The sequence below is a fragment of the Geodermatophilus sp. SYSU D01045 genome (assembly GCF_054050295.1).
In genome coordinates this window covers 42,567-66,365 of the sequence record NZ_JBJGZB010000019.1, presented here as the reverse complement: position 1 = coordinate 66,365, position 23,799 = coordinate 42,567, and the positions used below count along the sequence as shown (strand labels likewise).

Sequence of the window (23,799 nt, the reverse complement as noted above, 5' to 3'; positions counted from 1 at the left end):
CCGGGCCGTCAGAAGCCCTGGGCGAGCAGGCCGGCCAGGGCACCGCCGACGAGCGGGCCGACGACGGGGACCCACGCGTAGCCCCAGTCGCTGCCGCCCTTCTTCGGGATGGGCAGCACCGCGTGCGCGATCCGGGGGCCGAGGTCGCGGGCCGGGTTGATCGCGTAGCCGGTGGGCCCACCGAGCGAGTTGCCGATCCCGATGACCAGCAGGGCGACGGCGATCGGGCCGATCTCGCTCGGCGTGTTCCCGAACCTCAGGATGATGTACACGAGCACGAAGGTGCCGATGGCCTCGGTGACCGTGTTCCACGGCAGGCTGCGGATCGCCGGGCCCGTGGAGAAGGTCGCCAGGATCTCCCCGGGCTCGTCGTGCCGGGCGTAGTGCTTCTGGTAGGCGAGCCAGGCGACGACGGCGCCGAGGAACGCGCCGACGAACTCCCCGGCGAAGTAGACCAGGGTGCTGCCGAACGTGACGTCCACGCCGGGGGCGTACTCGTCGGCCCCGGAGGCCCACAGCCCGACGGTGACCGCCGGGTTGAGGTGGGCACCGCTGCGGTAGGCCGCGTAGACGCCGGCGAAGACGCCCAGGCCCCAGCCGAAGTTGATGAGCAGCCAGCCGCCGCCGTGGCCCTTGGAGTCGGTGAGCAGGACGTTGGCGACGACGCCGACGCCGAAGAGCAGCAGGACCGCGGTGCCGAGCACCTCGGAGAAGAAGACGGAGGTCAGTGACACGCTGAGACACCTCTCTGTGTCCGGATGTGCCGTGATGGGGGCCCGCCCGGTCCGGGCGGGACGTGCCGTGCCCTGCGTCCACCTCCTCTCCGGGAGCGGCGGTCGGGTCGGGCCGGCGGGACGCCCCGCCGGCCCGCGGTCTCAGGAGGCCCCGGCGAAGGGCCGGATGTCCGGCGCCCGCAGGCGCGCCCGCTCGGCGGAGGTGTCGTCGGGCATCGCCTCGGCGGCGCGCTCGGCCTCCACCCGCGCCAGGTAGGTGCTGATCTCCCGCTCCCGCTGGGCGTCGTCCCAGCCGAGCAGGGGCGCCATGAGGTCGGCCGCGGCCCGCGCGGAGGCGGTGCCCCGGTCGGCCTGCTCGTAGGACAGCCGGGTGCGGCGGGTGAGCACGTCCTCCAGGTGCAGGGCGCCCTCGGCGGTGACCGCGTAGACGACCTCGGCCGGCAGGTAGTCCGGCGCGCCCTCCAGCGGGCGGCCCATCTCCGGGTCGGCGTCGACCAGGGCGAGCACCTCGTCGACCAGGCTGCCGTAGCGGTCGAGCAGGTGCTCCACGCGCTTCTCGGTCCAGCCGTGCGCGGCGGCCAGGTGCGCCTTGCGGTTCCAGCGCACGCGGTAGCCGTCGGCGCCGGCCAGGGGCAGCTCCTCGGTGAGCGAGGACGGGATCGGCGCGTCGGGGTCCTCGCCGGGTGCCCGGTCGGCCAGGGCCATGTCGACGACGTCGCGGGCCATGACGCGGTAGGTCGTGTACTTGCCGCCGGCGATCATCGTCAGGCCGGGCCGGACGGTGGCGGCGGTGTGCTCGCGCGAGACCCGCGTCGTCCCCCCGGCCTCCTCCCCGACCGGCTGCAGCAGCGGGCGCAGGCCGGTGTAGACGCCCAGGACGTCCTCGCGGGTGAGCGGGCGGGCGAGCACCGCGTTGGCGTGGTCGAGCAGGTAGTCGACGTCGGCGGCCGAGGCGACCGGGTGGTCCTTGGCCAGGTCCCACGGGGTGTCGGTGGTGCCGATCACCCAGTGCGTCGGCCACGGGATGATGAACAGGACGCTCTTCTCGGTGCGCAGGATGAACCCGTCCTCGCCGGCGATCGCCTCGCGCGGCACGGCGATGTGCACGCCCTTGGAGGCGCGCACGGTCAGGCCCTGGGCGCGGAAGAGCTCCTCCGTCTCGTCGGTCCACACGCCGGTGGCGCCGACGACGTGGCGGGCGCGGACGGTGAGCTCGCGGCCGGTCTCGAGGTCCACGGCGCGCACGCCCGCGACCCGGCCGTCCTCCTCGAGGTAGCCGGTGACCTGGGTGCGGCTGGCGGCCAGCGCGCCGTGCCCGACGGCGGTGCGCACGAGCACCTGCACGAGGCGGGCGTCGTCCACCTTGGCGTCCCAGTAGCGGATGGCGCCGACGGCCACGTCGTCCTTCAGCGAGGGCGCGGCCCGCCGCAACCCCTTCTTCGACAGGTGCCGGTGCAGCGGCACGCCGTGGCCGTCGCGGCGGCCGAGCAGGCCGCCGAGGGTGTCGTAGAGCGCGATGCCCGCGCCGATGTAGGCGCGCTCCCACACGCGGTGCCGGATCGGGTAGAGGAACGGCACCGGGTGGACCAGGTGCGGGGCGAGCCGGCCGACGAGCAGGCCGCGCTCGTGCAGCGCCTCGCGGACCAGCGCGAAGTCGAGCATCTCCAGGTACCGCAGGCCGCCGTGCACCAGCTTGCTGGCCCGGCTCGAGGTGCCCGAGGCCCAGTCGCGCTGCTCGAGCAGGCCGACCGTCAGGCCGCGGCTGGCCGCGTCGAGCGCGGCCCCGGCCCCGGTGACCCCGCCGCCGATGACCAGGACGTCCAGCACGTCCCGGGACATGCGGTCGAGGGCGGAGGTGCGGACCTCGGGCGAGAGGGCTGTGGACACCGGGCACTCCTGAGGTGGTGCGGGGGTGGTGCGGGGCGCCGGCGGGGTGCCGGCACCCGAGGACGAGGGTCAACCTGCACCTGTTGGGCTCGCAGGGCAACCACCTGCACCTCCGTGCACGACCGGCCTAGCGTGGACGCCGACCGCGGGGTGTCGCCCGCGTCGGGAGGGAGGGCGGCGTGGCGTCCGAGGACGACCTCGAGCGGGTGGCCCGTCGGTACTGGCTGGACCGCGTCCGGATGGAGGACATCGCCGCCGAGGAGGGGGTCTCGCGGTCCACCGTGTCCCGCATGCTGGACGCCGCCCGGGCGCTCGGCATCGTCACCGTCGCGGTCAGCGCCGTGCACGGACGTGCAGCCTCGATGGCGGGCGAGCTCGGCGCCCGGTTCGGCGTCACGGCCCGGGTGGTCACGGTGCCCGAGGACGCCCCCGACGTCGCCCGGCTGCAGCTGGTGGCCGACCGGACGGCGGCGGTCCTCGACGAGGCGATGGGCGACGGGATGACCCTCGGGCTGGCGTGGGGCACCACCACCAGCGCCGTCGGCCAGCACCTGCGGGCCCGGCCGCTGCGGGACGCGCACGTCGTCCAGCTCAACGGCGCGATGAACACCCACAGCAGCGGCGTCGGCTACGGCAGCGACGTCCTCGGCCGGTTCGGCACCGCCTGGGACGCGCAGGTGCACCACTTCCCCGTGCCGGCGTTCTTCGACCGGTCCGAGACCCGCCAGGCGATGTGGCGCGAGCGCAGCGTGCGCCGGGTGCTGGCGATCCAGCAGTCCGCCGACGTCGCGCTGTTCGGGGTCGGCGCGATGGCCGGCCCGGTGCCGAGCCGGGTCTGGGCCGAGGGCTACCTCGGCCCCGCCGACCGCGCCGACCTCGCCGCCGCCTCCGTGGTGGGCGACGTGTGCACCGTCTTCCTGCGCGGCGACGGGACCTGGGAGGGCATCCCGATCAACACGCGCACCAGCGGCCTGGTCCCGCCGGCGCTGCGCCGCATCCCGCGGCGGGTGTGCGCGGTCGCCGGCGTCAGCAAGGTCACCGCGCTGGCCGCGGCGCTGGCCGGCGGGCTGGTCACCGACCTGGTGCTGGACCAGCGCACCGCCGCGGCGCTGCTGCTGCGCCGGGCCGCGCCCCGCCCGGTGCCGGCCCTGTGGGCCCGCTGACCGGCTAGCGTCGGGGCCCGTCCCCGCGCGAGGAGGCCGCGATGGAGCTGTCGGGCTACCTGCCGGTGCTGCGGCGCACCGACGCCCGGTTCGCCGACGCCGCCGCCGAGGCCGTGCTGGCCGGCGGCTGGACCGCCCCGGTACCGGGGTGCCCCGGCTGGACGCTGGCCGACCTGGTGTGGCACCTCGGCGAGGTCCAGCACTTCTGGGCGTGGGTGGTGCGCACCCGCGCCGCCGACCCCGGCGGGTACGTGCAGCCGCACCGCCGTCCCGACGACGAGCTGCTGGGCTGGGCGTCCGGGCAGTCCGCGGAGCTGGAGGCCGCGCTGGCCGGCGCCGACCCCGCCGAGCGGGTGTGGACCTGGGCGCCCCGGCAGGACGTCGCCTTCGTGCTGCGCCGCCAGGTGCAGGAGGCCGTCGTCCACACCGTCGACGTCGAGCAGGTGCTCGGCGACGTGCGGCCCATCCCCACCGACGTCGGCCTCGACGGCCTCGACGAGTGGCTGGAGGTGATGGTGCCCGGCGCGCTGCCCGACGGCCCGCCCGAGGGCGCGCACCCGGTGGTGCTGCACGCCATCGACGCCGGCGTCGAGCGGACGCTGTTCGCCGGCACCCGGCCACAGCCGGTGGCCACGCTGCGCGGCACCGCCGGTGACCTGCTGCTGGCGTGCTGGCGGCGGGTGCCGCTGGAGGTGCTCACCGTCGACGGCGACGGCCTCCAGGCGGCCGCGATGATCGCCGCGGTCGACCTGACCTGACCCGGTCCGGGCCCACCCGACGGCCCGCCGGCGCGTGAGCGTGTGCGCCGACGCGGGGTTCCGGCGTCCCGGGTGCGGCGTCAGCGCACACCGTCGAACGCCCACGGCCCGTTCCGGCACCCGAGTGGGCCGCCGGCGTACGACGGTGCCCGGGTCGGGCGCCGCGACCGGTCAGAAGGGAGGCCAGGGCAGGGCGGGCCAGTCCCCCGACGGCTCGGGGTGCAGCTGGGTGCGCAGGAGCTCGGCCACCCGCTGCTGCGTGCAGCGGACCTCGCGCCGGGTCAGGTGCTCGTGCAGCGCCGCGCCGAGGTCCCCGCGCAGGTCGTCGGCCAGCCGCTCGAGCACCGCCAGCGCCTCCAGCGGCAGCGGCCGGCCCGCCCAGCGCCACAGCAGGGTGCGCAGCTTCGGGTCGGTGGAGAAACAGATGCCGTGGTCGACGCCGTACACGTGGCCCGACGTCGTCGGGATGATGTGCCCGCCCTTGCGGTCGGCGTTGTTCACCACGGCGTCGAACACCGCCATGCGGCGCAGCCCCGGGTGGTCGGAGCGGACGAACGCGGCCAGGTCGACGTCGGGGTCGCCGTCGATCCACAGCTGCACCATGCCGGGGCCGAACGGGCCCTCGCGCAGCACGGTGGGCGGGACGACGTCCCAGCCGGTGGCCTCGCTGACCAGCGCCGCCGACACCTCGCGCCCGGCGAGGGTGCCGTCGGGGAAGTCCCACAGCGGCCGCTCGCCGGCGACCGGCTTGTAGACGCACTCGGCCTCGAGCGTGCCGGTGCGGACGGTGCCGAACAGCGTCACGTTGCTCGCGTCGAGCATGCGGCCCTCGACGTCGATCTCGCCCTCGCGCAGCAGGGCGCGCGCCTCGGCGGCGGTGGCCGGGGCGCGGAGGTCCTCCGCGGGCTCGCTCATCGCCGTCGTCCGGGGATCAGCGGCGGTAGCCGTTCTGCCGGGGGCAGACGTGCCCGGTCGGGTCCAGCGGCAGCGAGCACAGCGGGCAGGAGGGCCGGCCGGCGGCGACGACGCGGCGGGCGCGGGCCACGAACGAGCGGGCGGCGCCGGGGGTGATGGTCACCCGCAGCGCGTCGGGGCCCTCCTCGGCGTCGGACAGGATGGCCTCCTCGTCGACCGGCTCGTCGGTGGCGGCCACGGCCTCGACGACGACGGCCTGCGCCTCGCCGTCCCAGGCCAGGCCCATGGCGGCGACGCGGAACTCCTCGTCGACGGGCGCGGTGAGCGGCTCGAGGTCGTCGACGTCGGCGGTCGGCGGGACGGCGGTGCCGGGGCGGGTGGAGATCTCGTCGAGCAGCTCGTCCATGCGCTCGGCGAGGACCTGCACCTGCGACTTCTCCAGCGCGACGCTGACCACGCGCCCCTCGGCGTCGGACGCCTGCAGGTAGAAGGTGCGGTCCCCGGGCTGGCCCACCGTCCCGGCGACGAACCGGGACGGGCGGTCGAAGCGGAAGACCTGGCGAGGCACGCGCCCAGGTTACGCGGGGAGGCGGACGGTTGCGTTCAGGTCGCGGCCGCCCCGGCCCCGCCGCCCACCACGGCGTCGGAGTCGGCCTTCCGCTCCTTCGGGAGGAGTGCCGCGACGTCGCCGCCGGTGTCGTTCACCCGGACGACGAACGGCCGGGTCTCGGTGTAGGTGACCACCGAGATCGACGCCGGGTCGACGACGATCCGCTGGAAGGCGTCCAGGTGCAGGCCGAGGGCGTCGGCGAGGACGGCCTTGATGACGTCGCCGTGGCTGCACGCCAGCCACACCGCGTCGGGCCCCAGCCGCGCGTTCCACTCGCGGACGGCGGCCACCGCGCGCGCCTGGGTCTGCGCCAGCCCCTCCCCCTCCGGGCCGGGGAACACCGCGGCGGAGGGGTGCTGCTGCACGACCTTCCACAGCGGGTCCTCGACCAGCTCCTCGAGCTTCCGGCCGGTCCAGTCGCCGTAGCGGGCCTCGCCGAGCCGGTCGTCGGCCTGCAGCTCCAGGTCGCGGTCGGCGAGGACCGCCTCGGCGGTCTGCCGGCAGCGCTCCAGCGGGCTGCTGACCACCGCGGCCAGCGGCACCGGCGCCAGCCGCCGGCCCACCGCGGCCGCCTGCTCCTGCCCGGTCTCGTCGAGCCGCACGCCCGGGGTCCAGCCGGCCAGCACGCCGCCGGCGTTCGCCGTCGTCCGGCCGTGCCGCAGGAGGATGACGGTGGTCACGACGCCCGAGCCTAGGCGTCAGCGCGGGGCCAGCACCCCGACGCCGACCAGCGCGAGCAGCGCCAGGCCGAGCACCACGCGGTAGACGACGAACGGCGTGAACGTGCCGCGGTCGAGGTAGCGCAGCAGCCAGGCGATCACCGACAGGCCGACGCCGAAGGCGATGACCGTGGCCAGCAGGGTCGGCCCCCAGGAGACGGTCTCCCCCGCGACGTCGCCGGTGAGCGCCTCGTAGACCTGGAAGAAGCCCGACCCGAGCACCGCCGGGATGGCCAGCAGGAACGAGTACCGGGCGGCGGCCGCGCGGGTGTAGCCGAGGAACAGGCCCATGGTGATCGTGCCGCCGGAGCGGGACACGCCCGGCACCAGCGCCATCGCCTGGGCCAGGCCGAACAGCAGCCCGTCCCGGACGGTGAGCTGCCGCAGCTCCCGCCGCTTGCGGCCGACCCGGTCGGCCCAGTACAGGACCAGCGAGAACGCGACCAGCGAGATGGCGACGATCCGCAGGTCCCGGAACGTCGTCTCGATGTCGTCCTGGAACAGCAGGCCGAGGACGACGATCGGGATGCTGCCGATGATGATCAGCCAGCCCATCCGGGCGTCGGGGTCCGACCGCTTCGACCGGTCGCGCAGCGCCCGCAGCCAGGCGACGACGATCCGCGCGATGTCCTTGCGGAAGTAGAGGAGCACCGCGGCCTCGGTGCCGATCTGCGTGATCGCGGTGAACGCCGCGCCCGGGTCACCCCAGCCCGCGGCCTCCCCGACGACGCGCAGGTGCGCGCTGGAGGAGATCGGCAGGAACTCGGTCAGCCCCTGCACCAGCCCCAGGACGACCGCCTCGAACCACCCCACCGGCGCTCAGCCCCGGGTTCCGGGGGTCGGGCGGGACGCGGTGCGCGGGTTCCGTCGGAGCACGGGAGGACAGCCTAGGTCGGGTCGCCGGGGCCGGCCCGCCACCACGCGGGTCGCCGTCCTCACACCGCCGCGCCCACCGGCCGGTGTCGTCCCGCGACGGTAGGTTGGCCGGTCGTGGAACAACGGGCGCTGGGACGCAGCGGCCTGGTCGTCTCCCGGCTGGCGCTGGGCACCATGACCTGGGGCCGGGACACCGACGAGGACGAGGCGGCGCTGCAGCTCACCGCCTTCGTCGACGCCGGCGGCACCCTCGTCGACACCGCCGACGTCTACTGCGACGGCGACAGCGAGCGGACCCTGGGCCGGCTGCTGGCCGACGTCGTCCCGCGGTCGGAGGTGCTCGTCGCGACCAAGGCCGTGGGCCGCACCGGGCCCGGGCCGCTGGGCCGCGGCGCCTCCCGCGGGCACCTGCTGGCCGCGCTCGACGCGTCCCTGGCCCGGCTGGGCGTCGACCACGTCGACCTGTGGCAGCTGCACGCCTGGGACGACCACACCCCCGTCGAGGAGACCCTCGCCGCCTGCGACACCGCCGTCGCCAGCGGGCGGGTCCGCTACGTCGGCGTGAGCAACTACACCGGCTGGCAGACCGCGCAGGCCGCCACCTGGCAGCGCGCCTGGCCCGGCCGGACGCCCCTGGTGAGCACCCAGGTCGAGTACTCGCTGCTGCAGCGCGGCGTCGAGCGGGAGGTCGTGCCCGCCGCCGAGGCGCTCGGGCTCGGCGTGCTGGCCTGGTCCCCGCTGGGCCGGGGCCTGCTCACCGGCAAGTACCGGGCGGCGACGCCGGAGGGCTCGCGCGGCGCCTCGCCGCAGTGGGCGGGGTTCATCGACGACCTGCGCTCGGCCACCGCCGACCGGATCGTCGAGGCGGTCGCCACGGCCGCCGACGGCCTGGGCACCACCCCGCTGGCGGTCGCGCTGGCCTGGGTGCGCGACCGGCCCGGCGTCGCCGCGCCCGTCGTCGGCGCCCGCACCGCCGTCCAGCTGCAGGCCTCGCTCGACGCCGAGAGCGTGCGGCTGCCCGCCGCCATCCGCACGGCGCTGGAGGACGTCTCCGCGCCGCACTTCTCCTACCCGGACCAGCGCACCGCCCGATGACCACCACCCCCGTGAGCACCGCTCCCGCCCCCGACCCCGTCTTCGCCGCCTTCGTCGCCGCCGGCCTGTGGCCGGGCCTGGGCAAGCGGGCGGCCGGCGAGCTGCCCGCCGCCGGCATCACCTCCCCCGACGACGTCACCGCCGCGAAGCTGCTGAAGATGCCGCGGGTCGGCAAGCAGCGCGCCGAGCGGCTGTTCTCCTCGTTCCTGTCCGCGCAGCCCACCTACGGCGTCGTCGAGCTGCTGGTGCGGGCCGGGCTGGACGCGAAGCTGGCGTCCTCGGCCGCCGACGCCCTGGGCGACGACGCCGCGCGCCGGCTGCGCGACGACCCGTGGGCGCTGCTGGGCCTGCACGGCGTCAGCCTCACCGACGCCGACCGGCTGGCGATCTCCCTGCTGCCCGGCGCCGACCGGCAGGACTCCCGCCGCGGCCGCGCGATCGTCGTCATGACCCTGCGGACGGCCAGCCGCGACGGGCACACCGTGCTGCCCGCCGACCTGGTCGTGGCCGCGCTGCGCGCCGAGGGCGTCGCCGACTCGGCGGCGGCGATCGTCGCGGCGGTCGAGTCCGGCGAGGTGCTCGACCACGAGCCGCCGGAGCCGGAGTGGGACGAGTCCTCCGACAGCGCTCCTGACGCCGAGCCGCCCGAGCCGGACCCGGCGCTGCGGATGCTGTCGCTGGGCCGGTTCGGGATGGCCGAGGAGGCCGTCGCCGAGGGCGTGGCCCGGCTGGCCGCCACCGCCGGGCGGATCGCCGACCCGGCCGCCGTCCGCTCGGTGTCCCAGGGCCTCGACGAGGCGCAGAAGCGGTCCGTCGCGCAGGTGCTCGGCGCCGGCGTCTCGCTGCTCACCGGCGGCCCGGGCACCGGCAAGAGCCGCACCGTGGCCGCGATCGTGCGGCTGCTGCGGGCCAAGGGCACCGAGGTCGCGCTGGCCGCCCCCACCGGCCGGGCGGCCAAGCGGCTGGAGGAGCTCACCGACCACCCCGCGGTCACCGTGCACCGGCTGCTCGGCGCGCAGGGCTTCGGCGGCGGGTTCGCCCGCAACGAGGAGTGGCCGCTGGACGCCGACGTCGTGGTGGTCGACGAGGCCTCGATGCTCGACGTCGAGCTCACCGCCGCGCTGCTGGAGGCCTGCCCGGACGGCACCCACCTGCTGCTCGTCGGCGACCCCGCGCAGCTGCCCTCGATCGGCCCCGGCCACGTGCTCGGCGACCTCATCGACTCCGGCGTCGTCCCGGTGACCGAGCTGACCACGCTCTACCGGCAGGCCGAGGGCGGCGCGATCGCCCGGCTGGCGTCGGCGGTGCGCACCGGGGAGCTGCCGCCGGTCGACTCCCCCGACCGCGAGGTCGTCGTCGTACCCGCGGCCGGCAGCGGCGAGGCGGCCCGGCGGGTGGTGCAGCTGGTCACCGACTCGATCCCGCGGGCGCTGGGGATCGATCCGCGCAACGTCCAGGTGGTGACGCCGGTGCACCGCGGGCCGGCCGGCACCATCGAGCTGAACAAGGCGCTCAAGGAGCGGCTCAACCCCGGCGACGGCACGGTGTTCGGCTTCGACGTCGGCGACCGGGTGGTGGCCACCGCCAACCACCTGGACCTCGAGCCGATCGGGTTCGCCAACGGCGAGGTCGGCGTGGTCACCGGCACCGGCGAGGGCTCGCTGACGGTCGACTTCTCCTCCGGCCCGGTGACGGTGACCGGCGACGCGCTGCCCGACCTGCGGCACGGGTGGGCGATCACGGTGCACCGCGCCCAGGGGTCGGAGTGGCCGGGCGTCGTCGTGGTGCTGCCGCCGGAGGCCGGGGGGATGCTGTCGCGGCCGCTGGTCTACACCGCGCTCACCCGGGCGCAGCAGCACCTGTCGATCGTGCACGCGTCGGGCGCGGCGCTGGCGCGGGCGGTGCGGGAGGTCGACGTCCGCCCGCGGCGCACCCGCCTGGCCCGGCTGCTCCAGGAGAACCTGGACGCCTGAACGGCCCGTGCAGCGCTGTTGGTCCCTAGTCCCGGCGGGTGAGGCCGGCGCGGAGGGCGCACAGCAGCTGGGACGTCGCCGCGCGCAGCTGGCCGGGGCAGGTGAGCGGCCGGGGGAAGGGCACCCGGACGTCGCGGTGCCCGCCCGGCCGCTCCACGCGCAGCCGGTAGCCGAACCGGTCGACGCCCAGCGGGCGCACCGTCTCCCCCGGCGCGGCCGGCACCCGGCTGCGCAGGACGGCGAGCACGTCGGGGTGGTCGCGGTCGAGGTGCTGCAGCATCCGCGCCTCGACGGCGGCGAGCGGGTCGGGGCGGGCGGCGGCGAACTCGCCCGGCGCCACCTCGGTGCACGCGTCGCCCTCGCGCAGCACGACCTCGGCGAGGTCCAGGCGCAGCAGCGTGGCCGCCGTCCCGACGTCGAGCAGCGCGCCCTCGGGCCGGACCTCGGCGAAGGCGACCGCGGCCGCCCGCCGGTCGACCTCGGGCACCGGGGTGAGCCAGCCGGCCAGCCACAGGGTGGCCCGCACCGGGTCGCGCAGCGGCACCGGCGCGCGGTCGCTGACCATGAGCAGCGCCGAGACGTCCCGGCCCGGCGCGGCCCCGAGCGCGGCGGCGACCTCGCCGTCGGCGGGGACCAGCACGAGCACCTGCCCGGCGGCGGTGGTGGCGTGCGCGAGGGGGCGGCTCGGCTCGCGGCCGGCGACGCACAGCGCCGCGGCGCTGCGGGTCGCGGCGGTGCGGGCCCGTTCGGGGGCGCCGGCGACGGAGAGCGCAGGAGAACCCGGGCAGGTGGTCATGGCTCCCCTTCAGGACGACGGTAAGGGAAGCCTAACCACACTCCCGGCGCAGGGGAAGCGGAACGTCATCCCCCGTTGGCGGTGCGCGCCCGCCGCAGGTTGCGCCGGACCGTCGCCGGGAGCAGCGCCAGGTTGGCGATCGCCCCCGCGGCGAGCACCACCAGCAGGTAGACCACCCCGCCGGCGTCGAGCACCACGGCCAGGACCACCGCGGCCAGCAGGCACAGCCCGGCCAGCCCGAGGACGACGGACGCGGCGCGGTCGCGGCGGGCGTGCGCGGCGGACTGCTCGTCGAGGACGGCCAGCGTCGTGCCGGCCCAGTCGGCGGCCGCCGGGCGCAGCCGCGCGTCGCCCACCGCCCGGCCGCGGGTCACCGCCGTCTGCACGGTGTCGGCCTCGGCACCGCTCAGCCCGTGCCGGGCGACCACCTCGGCGCGCAGGTCGCGGGTGCCCGGGCCGCGCAGGTCCGCCCAGAACCGGCGGCCGGCCAGCGACCAGGCCAGCAGCGGCAGCACGAGCGCGACGAGGAGCAGGAACACCAGCACGAGGGGCACCCGCCGAGCATGCCGGGGGGCGCCCGCCCGGGGACGTGGCCACCCCGGACGGGTGTGCCGGACGCGCCCGCGGGGCACCGGGTCGCCGACCCGACCGGGAGGGGGCGGCGTGCACGCACTGGTGACCAACGACGACGGGATCGACAGCCCGGGTGTGCACCTGCTGGCCCGGGTGGCGGCGGAGACCGGCCTGGAGGTGACGCTGGCCGCGCCCGACCGGGAGTCCAGCGGGTCCAGCGCGTCGCTGACCGCGCTGCTGCAGGGCGACCGGCTGGCGGTCCGGGAGCGCCGGCCGCCCGGTGCGGGCGCCGTCCGCTCCCTGGCCGTCGAGGCCTCCCCCGCGCTCATCGCCTTCGCCGGGGTGCGCGGCGCGTTCGGGCCGCGGCCGGACCTCGTGCTCTCCGGCGTCAACCGGGGTCCCAACACCGGGACGGCGGTGCTGCACTCGGGCACCGTGGGCGCCGCGCTGACCGGCACCCTGCACGGGCTCCCCGGGCTGGCGGTGTCCCTGGCCGGCAGCGCCGACCCGACCGCGGCGCACGCGTGGGCCACCGCCGAGGAGGTCACCCGCCGGGCGCTGCGGTGGACCCTCGCGCACCCGCCGGGGCCGGTGGTGGTCAACGTCAACGTCCCCGACGTCCCGCCGGAGCGGCTGCGCGGGCTGTGCCCGGCCCGGCTGGCGTCCTTCGGCGCGGTGCAGGTCGAGGTGGGCGAGACCGGCGAGGACTTCGTGGCGCTCACCTTCCGCGAGACCCCCGACGGGCCCGTGCCGGGCACCGACGACGCCCTGCTGCAGGAGGGGTGGGCCACGGTGACCCTGCTGCGGCCGCCCGCCGAGGCGCCCGGGGCGGACTACCCGGGGCTCGACGGCGCCTGAGCGGGCAGCGGGCGCAGGTGCTCGTGCGCCCGGGAGGCGAGCGTCGCCGGCGTGGTGGTGGGGACGGTGCGCGGCCCTCGGACCTGGCGTCCCGCAGGACCGCGGCCGTGCCGGGGGTCCACCGGCCCCCGCCGACGGTCCCGGTCAGGCGGTGCGGTCGTCGTCGTCGAAGGGGACGTCCGCCTCCTGCTCCAGGACGTCGGCCTCGTTGGCGTCGACGTCGCCGACCGGGCGCAGCGGGCCGGCCGAGCCCGGCGCGGTCGCCAGCTGCTGCTCGAGCGCGTCGGCCTCGTTCGCGTCGAGGTCGCCGACCGGTCCCGCGTCGCCGGCCCCGGCGGGGGCCGCGGGCTCGAGGAGGGCCTCCTGCTCGGCGCGGTCGGCGTCGGTGGCGGAACCGGGATCGGTCACGTCGTCCTCCCTCGGGTGCGGACCGGGTCGCCGTCCATCCTGCCGCCGGTCCCCGGCAGCGGCAGTCCGGGGGCCGCCGCCCGGGTGACCAGCAGGTGTCCACCGTGGCAACATCGGGCGGGTGAACGCCGCCGACTGGGAGTACGCGCCGCTGCGGATCCCCCCGGGCACGTCCCGTTCCGCAGCGGCGACCATGTTGAGCCTCCAATCCGACGTCGGCGGGTGGGAGCTGGCCCGCCTCCAGCTGCACGCGGACGGCACCCGCAAGGTCGTCCTGCGGCGCCGCGCGCGGCTGTCCTACCTGCCGATGCCCGTCACCTGACCCCGGCTCCCGTTTGAGCCGACGTCAAGGACTCGCTTGACCACAGGTCAAACGAGGGCCACGCTCTGCGTGTGACGCAGAGCACGTCCGGCACGCGGGCGGGTGCCGTCGAGCGCACCCGCGAGCGCGTCCTCGCCGTCGCCCGCGACCGCTTCGTGGACCGGCCCTACGACGAGGTCCGCATCGCCGAGATCGCCGCGACGGCGGGCGTGACCCAGCAGACGCTGCTCAACCACTTCCGGTCCAAGGAGGGGTTGTTCCTCGCCGTCGCCGAGCTGCTGCGGCCCGAGGTGGAGGCACTGCGCGGCCGCGTCGTCCCCGGGGACGTCCCCGGGTTCGTCCGCGGGCTGGTGCGGCAGTACGAGGCGCTCGGCGACGCCAACGTCCGCCTGGAGGCCGTCGCCGAGCGCATCGCCGACCTCGCCGTGGCGGTCGGCCGGGCCCGTGTCCACCACCGCGCGCTGCTCGAGCAGGCCTTCGCCCCGGACCTGCCGGACGAGCCGCGGGCCCGGCGACGCGCGCTGGCCGCGCTCTACGCGGTCACGGACGTGCACGCGTGGAAGCTGCTGCGCCGCGACCTCGGGCACTCCCGCGCCGAGACCACGGCGGTCCTCACCCACCTCGTCCGGGCCGCCCTCGCGACCGCCCCGTCCTGAGGAGGCGTGCCGTGCACGTGCAGGTCGCGCTGTGGGACGGCGGCGGCACCGTGCCGGCGGAGGTCGGGGTCGTGCGGCGGCTGGTGTCCCGGGGCCACACGGTCGACGTCCTGGGCGATCCCACGCTGGAGCCCGGGGTCCGCGCGGCCGGGGCCGCGTTCCGCCCCTGGCGGCAGGCGCCGCACCGCCGGTCCTCGGCCGACCGGGACCTGGTCGACGACACGACCTGCCGGACGCCGCTGCAGGTGCTCGACCGGCTGCTCACCCGGGTCCTCACCGGCCCCGCCGTGGCCTACGCCGCTGAGGTCGGGGCCGCACTGGCGGCGCGGCCGGCCGACGTGCTCGTGGCCAGCGGGGTGCTCCTGGGCGCCCTGGTGGCCGCGGAGGCCTCGGGCACCCCCTCCGTGGCGCTCTGCGCGAACGCCTACTCCCGGCCCACGCCGGACCTGCCGCCGTTCGGGTCGGGCCTGCCCCCGGCGCGCGGGCCCCTCGGCCGGGCGCGCGACCGGTCGCTCGACACCCTGGTCCGGCGCGCGTGGAACCGGGGTCTCCCCGACCTCAACGCCGTCCGGGCCGGGCTCGGCCTGGCCCCGCTGCGCGACCTGTGGGCGCAGTGGGACCGTGCCGCCCGGGTGCTCGTGCTCACCTCCGCGGCCTTCGACCTGCCCGCGCGGCTGCCGCCGAACGTGCGGTACGTCGGGCCGGTGCTCGACGACCCGGTCTGGGCCGGGCCGGTCGCACCGCCGGCCGGGGACGGGCCGCTGGTGGTCGCGGGGTTCTCCAGCACCTACCAGGCCCAGGAGGACGTGCTGCGCCGCGTCGCCACCGCCCTCGGGCGCCTGCCGGTGCGCGCCGTCGTCCCCACCGGCCCGATGGTCGACCCCGCCTGCGTCCCGGGGGCCGGCGGCGTCGTGGTGGTGCCGTCGGCGGCACACGCCCCGCTGTTCGCGGTCGCCGACGTCGTCGTCACGCACGCCGGGCACGGGACGCTGCTGAAGGCCCTCGCGGCCGGCGTCCCCGCGCTGTGCCTGCCCATGGGCCGCGACCAGCGGGACAACGTCGTCCGGGCCCGCCGGCACGGTGCGGTCCTGAGCCTCCGGCCGGGCGCCTCACCCGACCGGATCGCGGCCGCCGTGCGGCGGCTGCTCGCCGACCCCCGCTACCGGCGCGCCGCCCGGGCACTCGGGACCCGGCTCCGCGCCGACGCCGCCGGTCCCCGCCTGGTCGAGGAGATCGAGTGCGGCGCGGGGACCGGCACGTCCGACGACCGGCGGACGCCGGCCTGAACCCCCACCCACCGGAGGACGCCATGTCCACCACCCTGACCCCGCACCGACCGGCCTCGGCCCAGCTCCGCCTCCCCGGCCAGGCCGACGCACCGGACGGCCCGGTCGACCTCACCCTGATGTGGGTGATGCACCACGGCTTCCGCCGTGACCTCGCCGCCTTCGGCCGCGCGGTCGAGCGCACGCCGCTCGAGGACCGCCGGACGTGGGAGCTGCTGCGCCGCCGCTGGGAGTACTTCGCCGCGACCCTCCACCACCACCACACCGCCGAGGACGCCGGGCTGTGGCCCCTGCTGCTCGAGCGGACGGCCGCGGCCGGGGACGCGGAGGGCCGGGCGACCCTGGAGGCCATGGCGGCGGAGCACGCGGCGATCGACCCGCTGCTCGGGGAGTGCTCGCACGGTTTCGCGCGGCTGGCGGGCGTGGCCGACGGGCCCGCACGGGAGGCGCTGGCCGCGGCCGTCACGTCCGCCCACGTCCACGTCGACCGGCACCTGGCCCACGAGGAGCGCGACGCCATGCGGGTGCTGCAGGACCACCTGCAGCCGGCCGACTGGGAGTGGGTCGGCGCCCGGTTCTTCGACACCGCGTACACCACCCCGCGGCTGCTGGACCTGGTCGCCTGGGTCCTGCACGAGATGCCCCCGGAGGGCGTGGCCGCCCTGGAGCGGCAGGAGCGCGGGCGGGCCCTCGTGGCCGTCTGGCGTCTGGTCCTCCGGCGCCCGTTCCGGCGGCGGGAGCGGGCGGTCTTCCGCCACGCCTGACCCCGGTCCGCCGGGCGGCCCGCGGCCGCCCGGCGCGTCCGGTCAGGGGACGAGCACGACCTTGCCGACGGTGCCGCGGTCGGCCAGCGCGGCCAGCGCCTGCGGCGCCCGGTCCAGCGGCAGGACCTGGCCGACGAGCGGGTCGATCGCGCCCGCGGTGACCAGCCGGACCAGCTCGTCGTGCGTCTGCCCGATCACGGCCGGGTCCTTCTTCTTGTACAGCCCCCAGTGCAGGCCGACGACGCTGTAGTTCTTGACCAGCGCGTGGTTGGCTGGCGCCTCGGGGATCCGCCCGCTGGTGAACCCGACGACGACCAGCCGGCCCTCGAAAGCGATGCACTTCCGGCTCCTGTCGAACACGTCGCCGCCGACCGGGTCGTAGACGACGTCGGCGCCCTCGCCGCCGGTGAGCTCCTTGACGACGGGGACGAAGTCCTCGGTCGTGTAGTCGACGACGTGGTCGGCGCCGAGCTCGCGGCACACCTCGACCTTGTGCGCGCCGCCGGCGGTGGCGACGACCTTCGCGCCGGCGGCCTTGCCGAGCTGGATCGCCGCCGAGCCGACGCCGCCCGCGCCGGCGTGCACCAGCAGCCACTCCCCCGCCTGCAGGTGCGCCCGGCGGTGCAGGCCGACGTGGCCGGTCTGGTAGGTGATCCACAGCGCCGCGGCCTTCTCGTCGGACAGCACGTCGGGCACCGGCCAGGCGTCGCGGGCGTCCATCAGCGCGTACTCGGCGAAGGCGCCGGGACCGCCGGCCGGCGGGCCGATCAGCCGCCGGCCGTCCTCGGTCTCCCCGCACAGCTCCATGCCGGGCGTGTAGGGCAGCGGCGGGCGCTCCTGGTACCGCCCCTGCGCCATGAGCACGTCGGGGAAGTTCAGCGCCGCCGCCCGCACGCGGACCTTGACCTGGCCCTCGGCCGGGGTCGGCTCCTCGACGTCCTCCAGCCGCATGACCTCCGAGGGGTCGCCGAGCTCGTGTACCCGCCACGCACGCATGCGCCCGACCCTGCCAGAGGGCCGGTGACGCCGGTCGCCGGCCCCCGGCAGGAGCGCTCAGAGCATGGACGGCGGCCGCAGCGCCTCGGGGACGACGGCGGTCTCGCCGGTCGCGGTCTTCGCGCTCGGCACGCCCTTGAACTTGTAGGGCACCGTGCCGACGCCGGGCTGGATGACGTACGCGGCGCCGGGCTCGCCCGAGGTCCAGGCCATGACCATCGCGTCGGCGACCTCGGCGGCCGGGATGACCGGGAAGTCCGCGGCCTCGAACTCGTGCCGGATGCGGTCGATGATCGCGGTGTCGGCGAAGCCGGGGCAGATCGCGCTGATGGTGATGCCCTCGCGGGTCAGCCGCGGCGCCATCGACCGGACGAACGCGATCGCGCCGCCCTTGGCCACGCTGTAGCCGGGGTCGGTGGGCATCGGCGACAGGCCCGCCAGCGACGCCGTCACCACGATCGCGCCACCGCCGGCCCGCTTGATCGCCGGGCGCGCGGCCTGCACGCCGTAGACGACGCCGAACAGGTCGATGTCGACCACGCGCATGAACTCGTCGAGGTCGAGGGCGTCGTCGCTCTTGGCCGCGGAGATGCCGGCGTTGAGGTAGGCGGCGTCGAGCCGGCCGTGCTCGGCCTCCACCTGCGCGACGACGGCCTCGTTGGCGGCGCGGTCGGTGACGTCGAGGGCGACGAAGTGCGCGCCGAGCTCCTCGGCCACCGACCGGTTGCGCTCGGAGTCGAGGTCGGCGGCGACGACGGTGACGTCCCGCTCGCGCAGCTTCTGGGTGAGGGCGCGGCCGAAGCCGCCGGTCCCTCCGGTGATCAGCGCGACGGAACCCGGTCCGGGAGGTGTGGGAGAGGTCACCCCGGCATCACACCACGGCGCCCGCCCGGCGCTCCCGGGCCCTCCCGGGCCGCGTCAGACGCCGCGGAGGAAGCGGTCGAGCACCCGGACGCCGAAGCGCAGCGACTCCACCGGCACCCGCTCGTCGATGCCGTGGAACAGCGAGGCGAAGTCGAGGTCGGCGGGCAGCCGCAGCGGCGAGAAGCCGAAGCAGCGCATGCCCAGCCGCTCGAAGCTCTTGGCGTCGGTGCCGCCGCTCATCGTGAACGGCACCGGCCGCGCGCCGTCGTCCTCGGCCTCCAGCGCCGCGGTCATCATGTCGACCAGCGGGCCGTCGAACGTCGTCTCCACGGCCTGGTCGTGGACGATCCACTCGCGCTGGATGCCCTCGCCGACGAGGGAGGCGAGCTGCCGCTCGAACTCCTCCTCCTGGCCGTGCAGGAAGCGGCCGTCGACGGTGGCGCTCGCCGTCCCGGGGATCACGTTGGTCTTGTAGCCGGCGGCGAGCATCGTGGGGTTGGCGGTGTTGCGCAGCGCCGCGCCGATCATCCGGCTGATGCTGCCCAGCCGGGCCAGCGCCTCCTCCGGCTCGTCCGGGTCGATCTCGATGCCGTAGGCGTCCTCGACCGCGGCGAGGAACTGCCGCATCGGCGGGGTGAGCACGGTGGGCAGCCGGGTCGAGCCCAGCCGCGCGACGGCCTGGCACAGCCGGGTGACGGCGTTGTCGTCGTGGACGAACGAGCCGTGCCCGGGCCGCCCGCCGGCGGTCAGGCGCATCCACGCCAGGCCCTTCTCCGCCGTCTGGACCAGGTAGAGGCGCAGGTCGTCGCGGACGGTGATGGAGAAGCCGCCGACCTCGCTGATCGCCTCGGAGCAGTCGGCGAACAGGTCGGGGTGCTCGTCGACCAGCCAGCGGGCACCGAGCCTCCCGCCGGCCTCCTCGTCGGCGACGAAGGCGAGGACGACGTCGCGCGGCGGCTGCACGCCGGTGCGGGCCCACTCGCGCACCAGCGCCAGGACCATCGCGTCCATGTCCTTCATGTCGACCGCGCCGCGGCCCCACACGTAGCCGTCGCGCTCCTCGCCGGAGAACGGGTGCACGCTCCACTCGGCCGGGTCCGCGGGGACGACGTCGAGGTGGCCGTGCACCAGCAGCGCCGGGCGGCTGCGGTCGGCGCCGGGGACGCGGGCGACGGTGCTGGCCCGCCCGCGCTCGGACTCCAGGATCTGCGAGGCGATGCCGACCTCGTCCAGCTTGCCGGCGACCCACTCGGCGGCGGTCCGCTCGCCGGCGCTGGTGGCGGTGTCGCCGGTGTTGGTCGTGTCGATCCGGATCAGCTCGCTGAGCAGCTCGGCGACCTCGGCCTGGGCCTGGACGGGACCTCGGTTCTCCACCCCGGCGACACTACGGCCCGCCCCGGCCTCCGATCGGGACGGACGACCGGGCGATGCGACACGGCGGGGTACCCGTGCCGGACCGCGGAGGGCGTCGGGTAGTCTCGGTCCCGCACTCGTCCGGGTGGCGGAATGGCAGACGCGCTAGCTTGAGGTGCTAGTGCCCTTTATCGGGCGTGGGGGTTCAAGTCCCCCCTCGGACACAGCACCGCCCCGGTGTTCCTGCAGGTCAGGGACCCGGGGCGCTTCACGTCCGGGCCTCCGGGGCGCTGTCGGTGGGCCGCGCGAGGGCGGTTGCCGTGGCGCGCCCTCCGGGCCACCTGCGCCGGTGACGCCGTGCCGGCCGGGCACCGCCGGCGGTCGGCCGGGTCCGCTCCGTGGTCTCGGGCCCCCACCCGCGAGGTGCCGACGCGGGTGCCGGACTACCACGCGGCCGAATGGCGTTCCACCTGCAGGCCGACGACGCTGTGCCGCCCCCTCGACCCCCGGGGAGCTGATGCCGATGCCGTCACGAACCGCTGTCGTACGGGTTCTCGTGCTCGACGAGCAGGAGGTGGTCCGCCGCGGCGTGATCCAGGTGCTCGCGGGTGACGCCGGGATGACGGTCGTCGCGGAGGCGGCCTCCGTCGGTGAGGCGGTGGCCCGGGGCCGGGCCGTGCGCCCGGACGTGGCCGTGATCGGCATGCGCCTGCCCGACGGCACCGGGGCGGAGGCCTGCACCCGGCTGCGTGCGGACGTCCCCGGGGTGCGCTGCCTGGTGCTCAGCCAGTACGTCGATCCGGAGACGGTGGCGGCAGCCGTGCGGGCGGGGGTGTCGGGATACCTGGTCAAGCACGTGCGCGGTCCGGCTCTGACGGCGGCCGTGCGCCGGGTGGCCGCGGGTGGCACCGTGTTCGCCCCCGAGGTCACCGCACTGCTCGATCCCCGCGGCGGCGCCGGGCGACCGGATCCACTGGCCGGCCTCACCGAGCGGGAGCGCGCCGTGCTGCTGCTGATCGGCGACGGGCTCACCAACCGGCAGATCGGCGATCGCCTCGGCCTGGCGGAGAAGACGGTGAAGAACTACGTCACCAACATGCTGCCGAAGCTGGGCCTGCAGCGCCGCACCCAGGCCGCCGTCCTGGTCACGCAGCTGCGCAGCCGCGGGGCCGACGGGGCCCTGCCGTCCGCGGACGTCACGACCCCGTCCCGCCGCACACCCAGGGGTAGCACCTGACCGACGGGTGCCGCACCGGACGGTCCCGCTCGGACACGGCAGGAGGCCCCTCGGTCGCCGACCGCGGGGCCTCCGTGCTCCCTCCTGGCGGCCCGGTTGCCGGGCTCGTCGGGATCAGGCGGCCGTCGCGCGGGCGGCCTCGTCGACCAGCTGCGCGACGACGTCGGGCCGGGAGACGGTCACGGCGTGGGACGCGTCCACCTCGACGGTGTGCGACGACGCCCGCTCGGCCATGAACCGCTGTGCCTCCGCCGGGACGGCCAGATCCTGACGCGTGACGAGGGTCCAGGACGGGATGGTCTTCCAGGCCGCCTTCGTCGCCTTGTCCTCCAGTGCGTCGCCGGTGATCGGCCGCTGTGTGACGGCCATCAGCGCGGCGACGTCCGCCGGCACGTCCGCGGCGAAGACCTCCCGGAACTCCTCCTGCTCGATGCGGAGGTCGTCGACCGTCTGCCCGTCCGGACCGCGGACCGGTACCGGGCGCAGCGCGGGGCCGAGCTCGTTGCCCGGGTACCTGCCGGCCAGCTCGCCGGTGCTCTCCCCCTCCTCGAGCAGGAAGCTGGCGACGTACACCAGCGCCCTCACCCGCGGGTGCCCGTCGGCCGCCTCGCTCATCACGCTGCCGCCGTACGAGTGGCCGGCGAGGACGATCGGCCCGTCCACGCAGTCCAGGACGTGGCGCAGGTACTCGGCGTCACCTGCCAGGGCGCGCAGCGGGTTGGCCACCCCGACCACCGGGTAGCCGTTCGCGCGGAGACGGGTGATCACGCCGTTCCAACTCGACGAGTCGGCGAAGGCCCCGTGGACGAGGACCACCGTGGGCTGCGTACCGGTGCGGGTGTCGGGCGTGCTGCTGGTCATCGCTTCTCCCTCTCGGTCGGCGGGCGGCCCCTGTCGCCCGTCCGGTCGCCCGCCCTGTACGCGTCCCCGTCGGAACGGCCGGTATGCGATATATTGCATGTTGGATCTGCGGGCGGACAGTCTCCTTTCCGCGCTTCCTCGTTCCGCAGTCCGTGCGTTCCCGGGAGGTCCGTCCGTGCCGATCCCCTCGACCGCCCCCGGCGTCGACCGCGGCCTGCTGCGCGACGACGTCTACCGCCGCCTCCGCGACGCGATCGTCGACGGCACGTTCGCCCCCGGTGAGCAACTGAGGGACCTGGAGCTCGCGACCTGGCTCGGGGTCAGCCGGACTCCGGTCCGCGAGGCGCTGCTGCGCCTCGCGCAGGGCGGGCTGGTCCTGGCCCGGCCGGGCCGGTCGACGGTCGTGAGCCCGCTCGACGTCCGCGCGGTCCGGGACGCCCGCGACGTCGTCGCGGCGATGCACGAGCTCGCGGTCCGCGAGGCCGTCCCCGTCCTCACCGAGGCGGACCTGGCCGCCATGCGCGACGCCAACCGCCGGTTCGCCGCCGCGGTCGACTCCGGCGACGTCGAGTCCGCCCTCCGGATCGACGACGACCTGCACGGCGTGCCGGTGCGCCTCTCCGGCAACCGCGCGCTCGCGCGCGTCCTCGAGCAGTTCACGCCCACGGTGCGCCGCGCGGAGCGGTTGCGGTTCGGCTCCCTCCGCGGCCGGGCCTCGGTCACCCGGCACGAGGAGTTGATCCGGCTCTGCGCCGCCGGGGACGCGGAGGGGGCGGCCGCGGTCGCCTACGACACCTGGCACAGCCTGCCGAGCGCCGAGGCCTGACCGCCGGACGGCGGTCGTCACGGGGCGATGACGAGCTCCGCGACGAGATCGCCGTCCATCGCGAAGCGGTAGCCGAGCTCGACGACGCCGCCGGGGAAGTCGCCCTCCAGCCGGTGGGTGGCGACCCAGTGCGCGTCGTCGGTGCGCTCCGTCGCGACGAGCGTGGAGGTGTAGCTGAACTGGGCTCCGGACCTCGTCAGGAAGCGCCGGACCTCCTCGGTCCCGCGGTAGGTCGTGCCGTCGTCGACGACCACGGCGGTGGGCGTGAAGGCGCGCAGCGCGGCGTCCGCATCGCGGGCCGCGTGCGCGGCGAGGTACTCGCGGATCGGAGCCGGGAGCTGGTCGGGCCGGCTGCTGGTCGGGGTGGTCATGCCCCGACGGTGCGTCCTCCCGGGGCGGGAGGGTCGAGCGGTGGACCCTCCCCCCGGGAGAGGGTGCACAGTGCTCCGGTGCTGGCGATCGGCGAGTTCTCCCGGCTGACCCACCTCAGCGTGCGCACCCTGCGCCGGTACCACGACGCGGGCCTGCTCGAGCCGGCGACCGTGGACGAGGCGACCGGCTACCGCTATTACACCGCGGACCAGATCCCGACCGCCCAGGTCATCCACCGCCTGCGCGAGCTCGACGTCCCCTGTCCGACGTCCAGCGGATCCTGCGCTCCCCCGACCCGGGCACCCGTGCCGCCCTGGTCTCCGGCCACCTGCAGCGGCTGGAGTCCGAACTGGACCGCACCCGGGCCGCGGTGGCGTCGCTGCGCCGGCTGCTGCGACCGGAGCCGGCCCCGCTGGACGTCGAGGTGCGCGCGGAGCCGGCCACGACCGTCGCCGCGGTCGAGGACGACGTGGCGCACGACCAGCTCCTCCCCTGGTACGCCGGCGCCATGGCCGAGCTGGACGCCGTCGTCGGCGAGCCGACCGGCGTCCCCGGAGGGCTGTACGACAACGCGCTCTTCGAGGCCGGCCGCGGGCACGCGCTCGTGTACCGGCCGACGGCCCGGCCCCCGCGCAGCGGCCGTGTGCACCCGGTGACCCTGCCGGCCGCCGAGCTGGCGGTCGCGATCCACGTCGGCGAACACCACGACATCGACGTCACCTACGGCGAGCTGGGTGCCTGGGTGGTGGCCAACGCGCTCGCGGTGGCCGGGCCGGTGCGGGAGACCTACCTGGCCGGCCCGCGCGACACCCCCGACCCGTCGGCCTGGCGGACCGAGGTCGGCTGGCCGGTCTTCCGCGTGGCCCCGCGCTGACGGTCCCGGTCGCCGGGGTGTCC

At 76.4% G+C, this 23,799-nt stretch carries 26 protein-coding genes, 1 tRNA gene and 1 pseudogene; 14 read left to right on the top strand and 14 right to left on the bottom strand.

Annotation, left to right across the window (positions count from 1 at the left end; translation table 11 throughout):
* Window positions 1-8: 8 nt before the first annotated feature.
* Window positions 9-734: an MIP/aquaporin family protein gene (locus ACI798_RS16675; RefSeq protein ID WP_456939959.1), complete on the bottom strand. Its 726-nt coding sequence runs from the start codon at window positions 732-734 to the stop codon at window positions 9-11.
* Between the two features lie 141 nt (window positions 735-875).
* On the bottom strand, window positions 876-2,621 hold the full coding sequence (locus ACI798_RS16670; RefSeq protein WP_456939958.1) for a glycerol-3-phosphate dehydrogenase/oxidase: 1,746 nt from the start codon (window positions 2,619-2,621) through the stop codon (window positions 876-878).
* A 179-nt stretch (window positions 2,622-2,800) separates the two neighbouring features.
* Between ACI798_RS16670 and ACI798_RS16665 the strand changes: the two genes are divergently transcribed.
* Window positions 2,801-3,784: a sugar-binding transcriptional regulator gene (locus tag ACI798_RS16665; RefSeq protein ID WP_456939957.1), complete on the top strand. Its 984-nt coding sequence runs from the start codon at window positions 2,801-2,803 to the stop codon at window positions 3,782-3,784.
* Between the two features lie 41 nt (window positions 3,785-3,825).
* On the top strand, window positions 3,826-4,542 hold the full coding sequence (locus ACI798_RS16660) for a maleylpyruvate isomerase family mycothiol-dependent enzyme (RefSeq protein WP_456939956.1): 717 nt from the start codon (window positions 3,826-3,828) through the stop codon (window positions 4,540-4,542).
* A 171-nt stretch (window positions 4,543-4,713) separates the two neighbouring features.
* On the opposite strand, the gene ACI798_RS16655 is transcribed toward ACI798_RS16660, so the two are convergent.
* The 4 genes from ACI798_RS16655 to ACI798_RS16640 are packed head-to-tail and all read right to left on the bottom strand — an operon-like array spanning window position 4,714 to window position 7,599.
* Entirely contained in the window at window positions 4,714-5,457 is a 744-nt protein-coding gene (locus ACI798_RS16655) for an SCO1664 family protein (protein WP_456939955.1), read from the bottom strand.
* A 16-nt stretch (window positions 5,458-5,473) separates the two neighbouring features.
* On the bottom strand, window positions 5,474-6,025 hold the full coding sequence (locus ACI798_RS16650) for a DUF3090 family protein (protein WP_456939954.1): 552 nt from the start codon (window positions 6,023-6,025) through the stop codon (window positions 5,474-5,476).
* Window positions 6,026-6,060: 35 nt separating this feature from the next.
* Entirely contained in the window at window positions 6,061-6,747 is a 687-nt protein-coding gene (locus tag ACI798_RS16645; protein WP_456939953.1) for a histidine phosphatase family protein, read from the bottom strand.
* 18 nt (window positions 6,748-6,765) lie between these two features.
* On the bottom strand, window positions 6,766-7,599 hold the full coding sequence (locus ACI798_RS16640) for an undecaprenyl-diphosphate phosphatase (RefSeq protein WP_457048433.1): 834 nt from the start codon (window positions 7,597-7,599) through the stop codon (window positions 6,766-6,768).
* Between the two features lie 177 nt (window positions 7,600-7,776).
* Between ACI798_RS16640 and ACI798_RS16635 the strand changes: the two genes are divergently transcribed.
* Together ACI798_RS16635 and ACI798_RS16630 are read left to right on the top strand one after the other, a co-directional pair.
* A complete protein-coding gene (locus ACI798_RS16635; protein WP_456939951.1) occupies window positions 7,777-8,757 on the top strand; it encodes an aldo/keto reductase in 981 nt (326 codons plus the stop codon).
* On the top strand, window positions 8,754-10,730 hold the full coding sequence (locus ACI798_RS16630) for an AAA family ATPase (protein WP_457048432.1): 1,977 nt from the start codon (window positions 8,754-8,756) through the stop codon (window positions 10,728-10,730). The genes ACI798_RS16635 and ACI798_RS16630 overlap by 4 nt, the downstream gene beginning before the upstream one ends.
* Window positions 10,731-10,755: 25 nt before the next feature.
* Here ACI798_RS16630 and ACI798_RS16625 read toward each other — a convergent pair whose 3' ends face one another.
* A complete protein-coding gene (locus ACI798_RS16625; RefSeq protein WP_456939949.1) occupies window positions 10,756-11,526 on the bottom strand; it encodes a DUF2470 domain-containing protein in 771 nt (256 codons plus the stop codon).
* Window positions 11,527-11,591: 65 nt separating this feature from the next.
* Window positions 11,592-12,080 carry a hypothetical protein gene (locus ACI798_RS16620; protein ID WP_456939948.1) on the bottom strand — a complete coding sequence of 163 codons (489 nt, stop codon included), beginning with the start codon at window positions 12,078-12,080 and terminating at the stop codon, window positions 11,592-11,594.
* A 109-nt stretch (window positions 12,081-12,189) separates the two neighbouring features.
* On the opposite strand from ACI798_RS16620, the gene surE reads away from it, so the two are divergent.
* Window positions 12,190-12,957 carry a 5'/3'-nucleotidase SurE gene (gene surE, locus ACI798_RS16615; protein WP_457048431.1) on the top strand — a complete coding sequence of 256 codons (768 nt, stop codon included), beginning with the start codon at window positions 12,190-12,192 and terminating at the stop codon, window positions 12,955-12,957.
* Between the two features lie 144 nt (window positions 12,958-13,101).
* On the opposite strand, the gene ACI798_RS16610 is transcribed toward surE, so the two are convergent.
* Window positions 13,102-13,365 (bottom strand): hypothetical protein, encoded by a 264-nt coding sequence (locus tag ACI798_RS16610; protein ID WP_456939946.1) that lies wholly within the window; start codon window positions 13,363-13,365, stop codon window positions 13,102-13,104.
* A gap of 121 nt (window positions 13,366-13,486) precedes the next feature.
* Here ACI798_RS16610 and ACI798_RS16605 point away from each other — a divergent pair, with 121 nt between their 5' ends.
* The 4 genes from ACI798_RS16605 to ACI798_RS16590 all read left to right on the top strand — a co-directional run bounded on the left by ACI798_RS16605 (window position 13,487) and on the right by ACI798_RS16590 (window position 16,393).
* Window positions 13,487-13,687, top strand: coding sequence for a DUF5703 family protein (locus ACI798_RS16605; RefSeq protein WP_387989578.1), 201 nt, complete (start codon window positions 13,487-13,489; stop codon window positions 13,685-13,687).
* Window positions 13,688-13,758: 71 nt separating this feature from the next.
* Complete coding sequence (locus ACI798_RS16600; RefSeq protein WP_456939945.1) at window positions 13,759-14,343, top strand: TetR/AcrR family transcriptional regulator; 585 nt, start codon at window positions 13,759-13,761, stop codon at window positions 14,341-14,343.
* 11 nt (window positions 14,344-14,354) lie between these two features.
* Complete coding sequence (locus tag ACI798_RS16595) at window positions 14,355-15,629, top strand: nucleotide disphospho-sugar-binding domain-containing protein (protein ID WP_457048430.1); 1,275 nt, start codon at window positions 14,355-14,357, stop codon at window positions 15,627-15,629.
* A 23-nt stretch (window positions 15,630-15,652) separates the two neighbouring features.
* Complete coding sequence (locus tag ACI798_RS16590) at window positions 15,653-16,393, top strand: hemerythrin domain-containing protein (protein WP_457048429.1); 741 nt, start codon at window positions 15,653-15,655, stop codon at window positions 16,391-16,393.
* Window positions 16,394-16,435: 42 nt separating this feature from the next.
* Here ACI798_RS16590 and ACI798_RS16585 read toward each other — a convergent pair whose 3' ends face one another.
* Genes ACI798_RS16585 through ACI798_RS16575 form a run of 3 tightly spaced genes read right to left on the bottom strand, consistent with a single transcriptional unit; the run spans window position 16,436 to window position 19,627 of the window.
* Window positions 16,436-17,389: an NADPH:quinone oxidoreductase family protein gene (locus tag ACI798_RS16585; RefSeq protein WP_457048428.1), complete on the bottom strand. Its 954-nt coding sequence runs from the start codon at window positions 17,387-17,389 to the stop codon at window positions 16,436-16,438.
* Between the two features lie 57 nt (window positions 17,390-17,446).
* Complete coding sequence (locus ACI798_RS16580; protein ID WP_456939941.1) at window positions 17,447-18,253, bottom strand: SDR family oxidoreductase; 807 nt, start codon at window positions 18,251-18,253, stop codon at window positions 17,447-17,449.
* A gap of 54 nt (window positions 18,254-18,307) precedes the next feature.
* Window positions 18,308-19,627, bottom strand: coding sequence for a M20/M25/M40 family metallo-hydrolase (locus ACI798_RS16575; protein WP_457048427.1), 1,320 nt, complete (start codon window positions 19,625-19,627; stop codon window positions 18,308-18,310).
* Window positions 19,628-19,745: 118 nt separating this feature from the next.
* Here ACI798_RS16575 and ACI798_RS16570 point away from each other — a divergent pair.
* Both ACI798_RS16570 and ACI798_RS16565 read left to right on the top strand, forming a co-directional pair.
* Window positions 19,746-19,830: transfer RNA gene (locus ACI798_RS16570), tRNA-Leu, on the top strand.
* A 332-nt stretch (window positions 19,831-20,162) separates the two neighbouring features.
* Complete coding sequence (locus tag ACI798_RS16565) at window positions 20,163-20,843, top strand: LuxR C-terminal-related transcriptional regulator (protein ID WP_457048426.1); 681 nt, start codon at window positions 20,163-20,165, stop codon at window positions 20,841-20,843.
* A 114-nt stretch (window positions 20,844-20,957) separates the two neighbouring features.
* Here ACI798_RS16565 and ACI798_RS16560 read toward each other — a convergent pair whose 3' ends face one another.
* Complete coding sequence (locus ACI798_RS16560) at window positions 20,958-21,704, bottom strand: alpha/beta fold hydrolase (protein WP_457048425.1); 747 nt, start codon at window positions 21,702-21,704, stop codon at window positions 20,958-20,960.
* A gap of 175 nt (window positions 21,705-21,879) precedes the next feature.
* Here ACI798_RS16560 and ACI798_RS16555 point away from each other — a divergent pair, with 175 nt between their 5' ends.
* The gene (locus tag ACI798_RS16555; RefSeq protein WP_457048424.1) at window positions 21,880-22,530 is read left to right on the top strand and encodes a GntR family transcriptional regulator; all 651 of its coding nucleotides are present in this window, start codon (window positions 21,880-21,882) and stop codon (window positions 22,528-22,530) included.
* Window positions 22,531-22,547: 17 nt separating this feature from the next.
* Here the strand turns inward: ACI798_RS16555 and ACI798_RS16550 are convergent, their stop codons facing one another.
* Complete coding sequence (locus ACI798_RS16550; protein ID WP_457048423.1) at window positions 22,548-22,901, bottom strand: nuclear transport factor 2 family protein; 354 nt, start codon at window positions 22,899-22,901, stop codon at window positions 22,548-22,550.
* On the opposite strand from ACI798_RS16550, the pseudogene ACI798_RS16545 reads away from it, so the two are divergent.
* Window positions 22,833-23,105 (top strand): annotated as a pseudogene (locus tag ACI798_RS16545) (MerR family DNA-binding transcriptional regulator); the annotation flags it as partial. The gene ACI798_RS16550 and the pseudogene ACI798_RS16545 overlap by 69 nt on opposite strands.
* A 167-nt stretch (window positions 23,106-23,272) precedes the next feature.
* Window positions 23,273-23,776 carry a GyrI-like domain-containing protein gene (locus ACI798_RS16540; protein WP_457048422.1) on the top strand — a complete coding sequence of 168 codons (504 nt, stop codon included), beginning with the start codon at window positions 23,273-23,275 and terminating at the stop codon, window positions 23,774-23,776.
* Window positions 23,777-23,799: the final 23 nt, after the last annotated feature.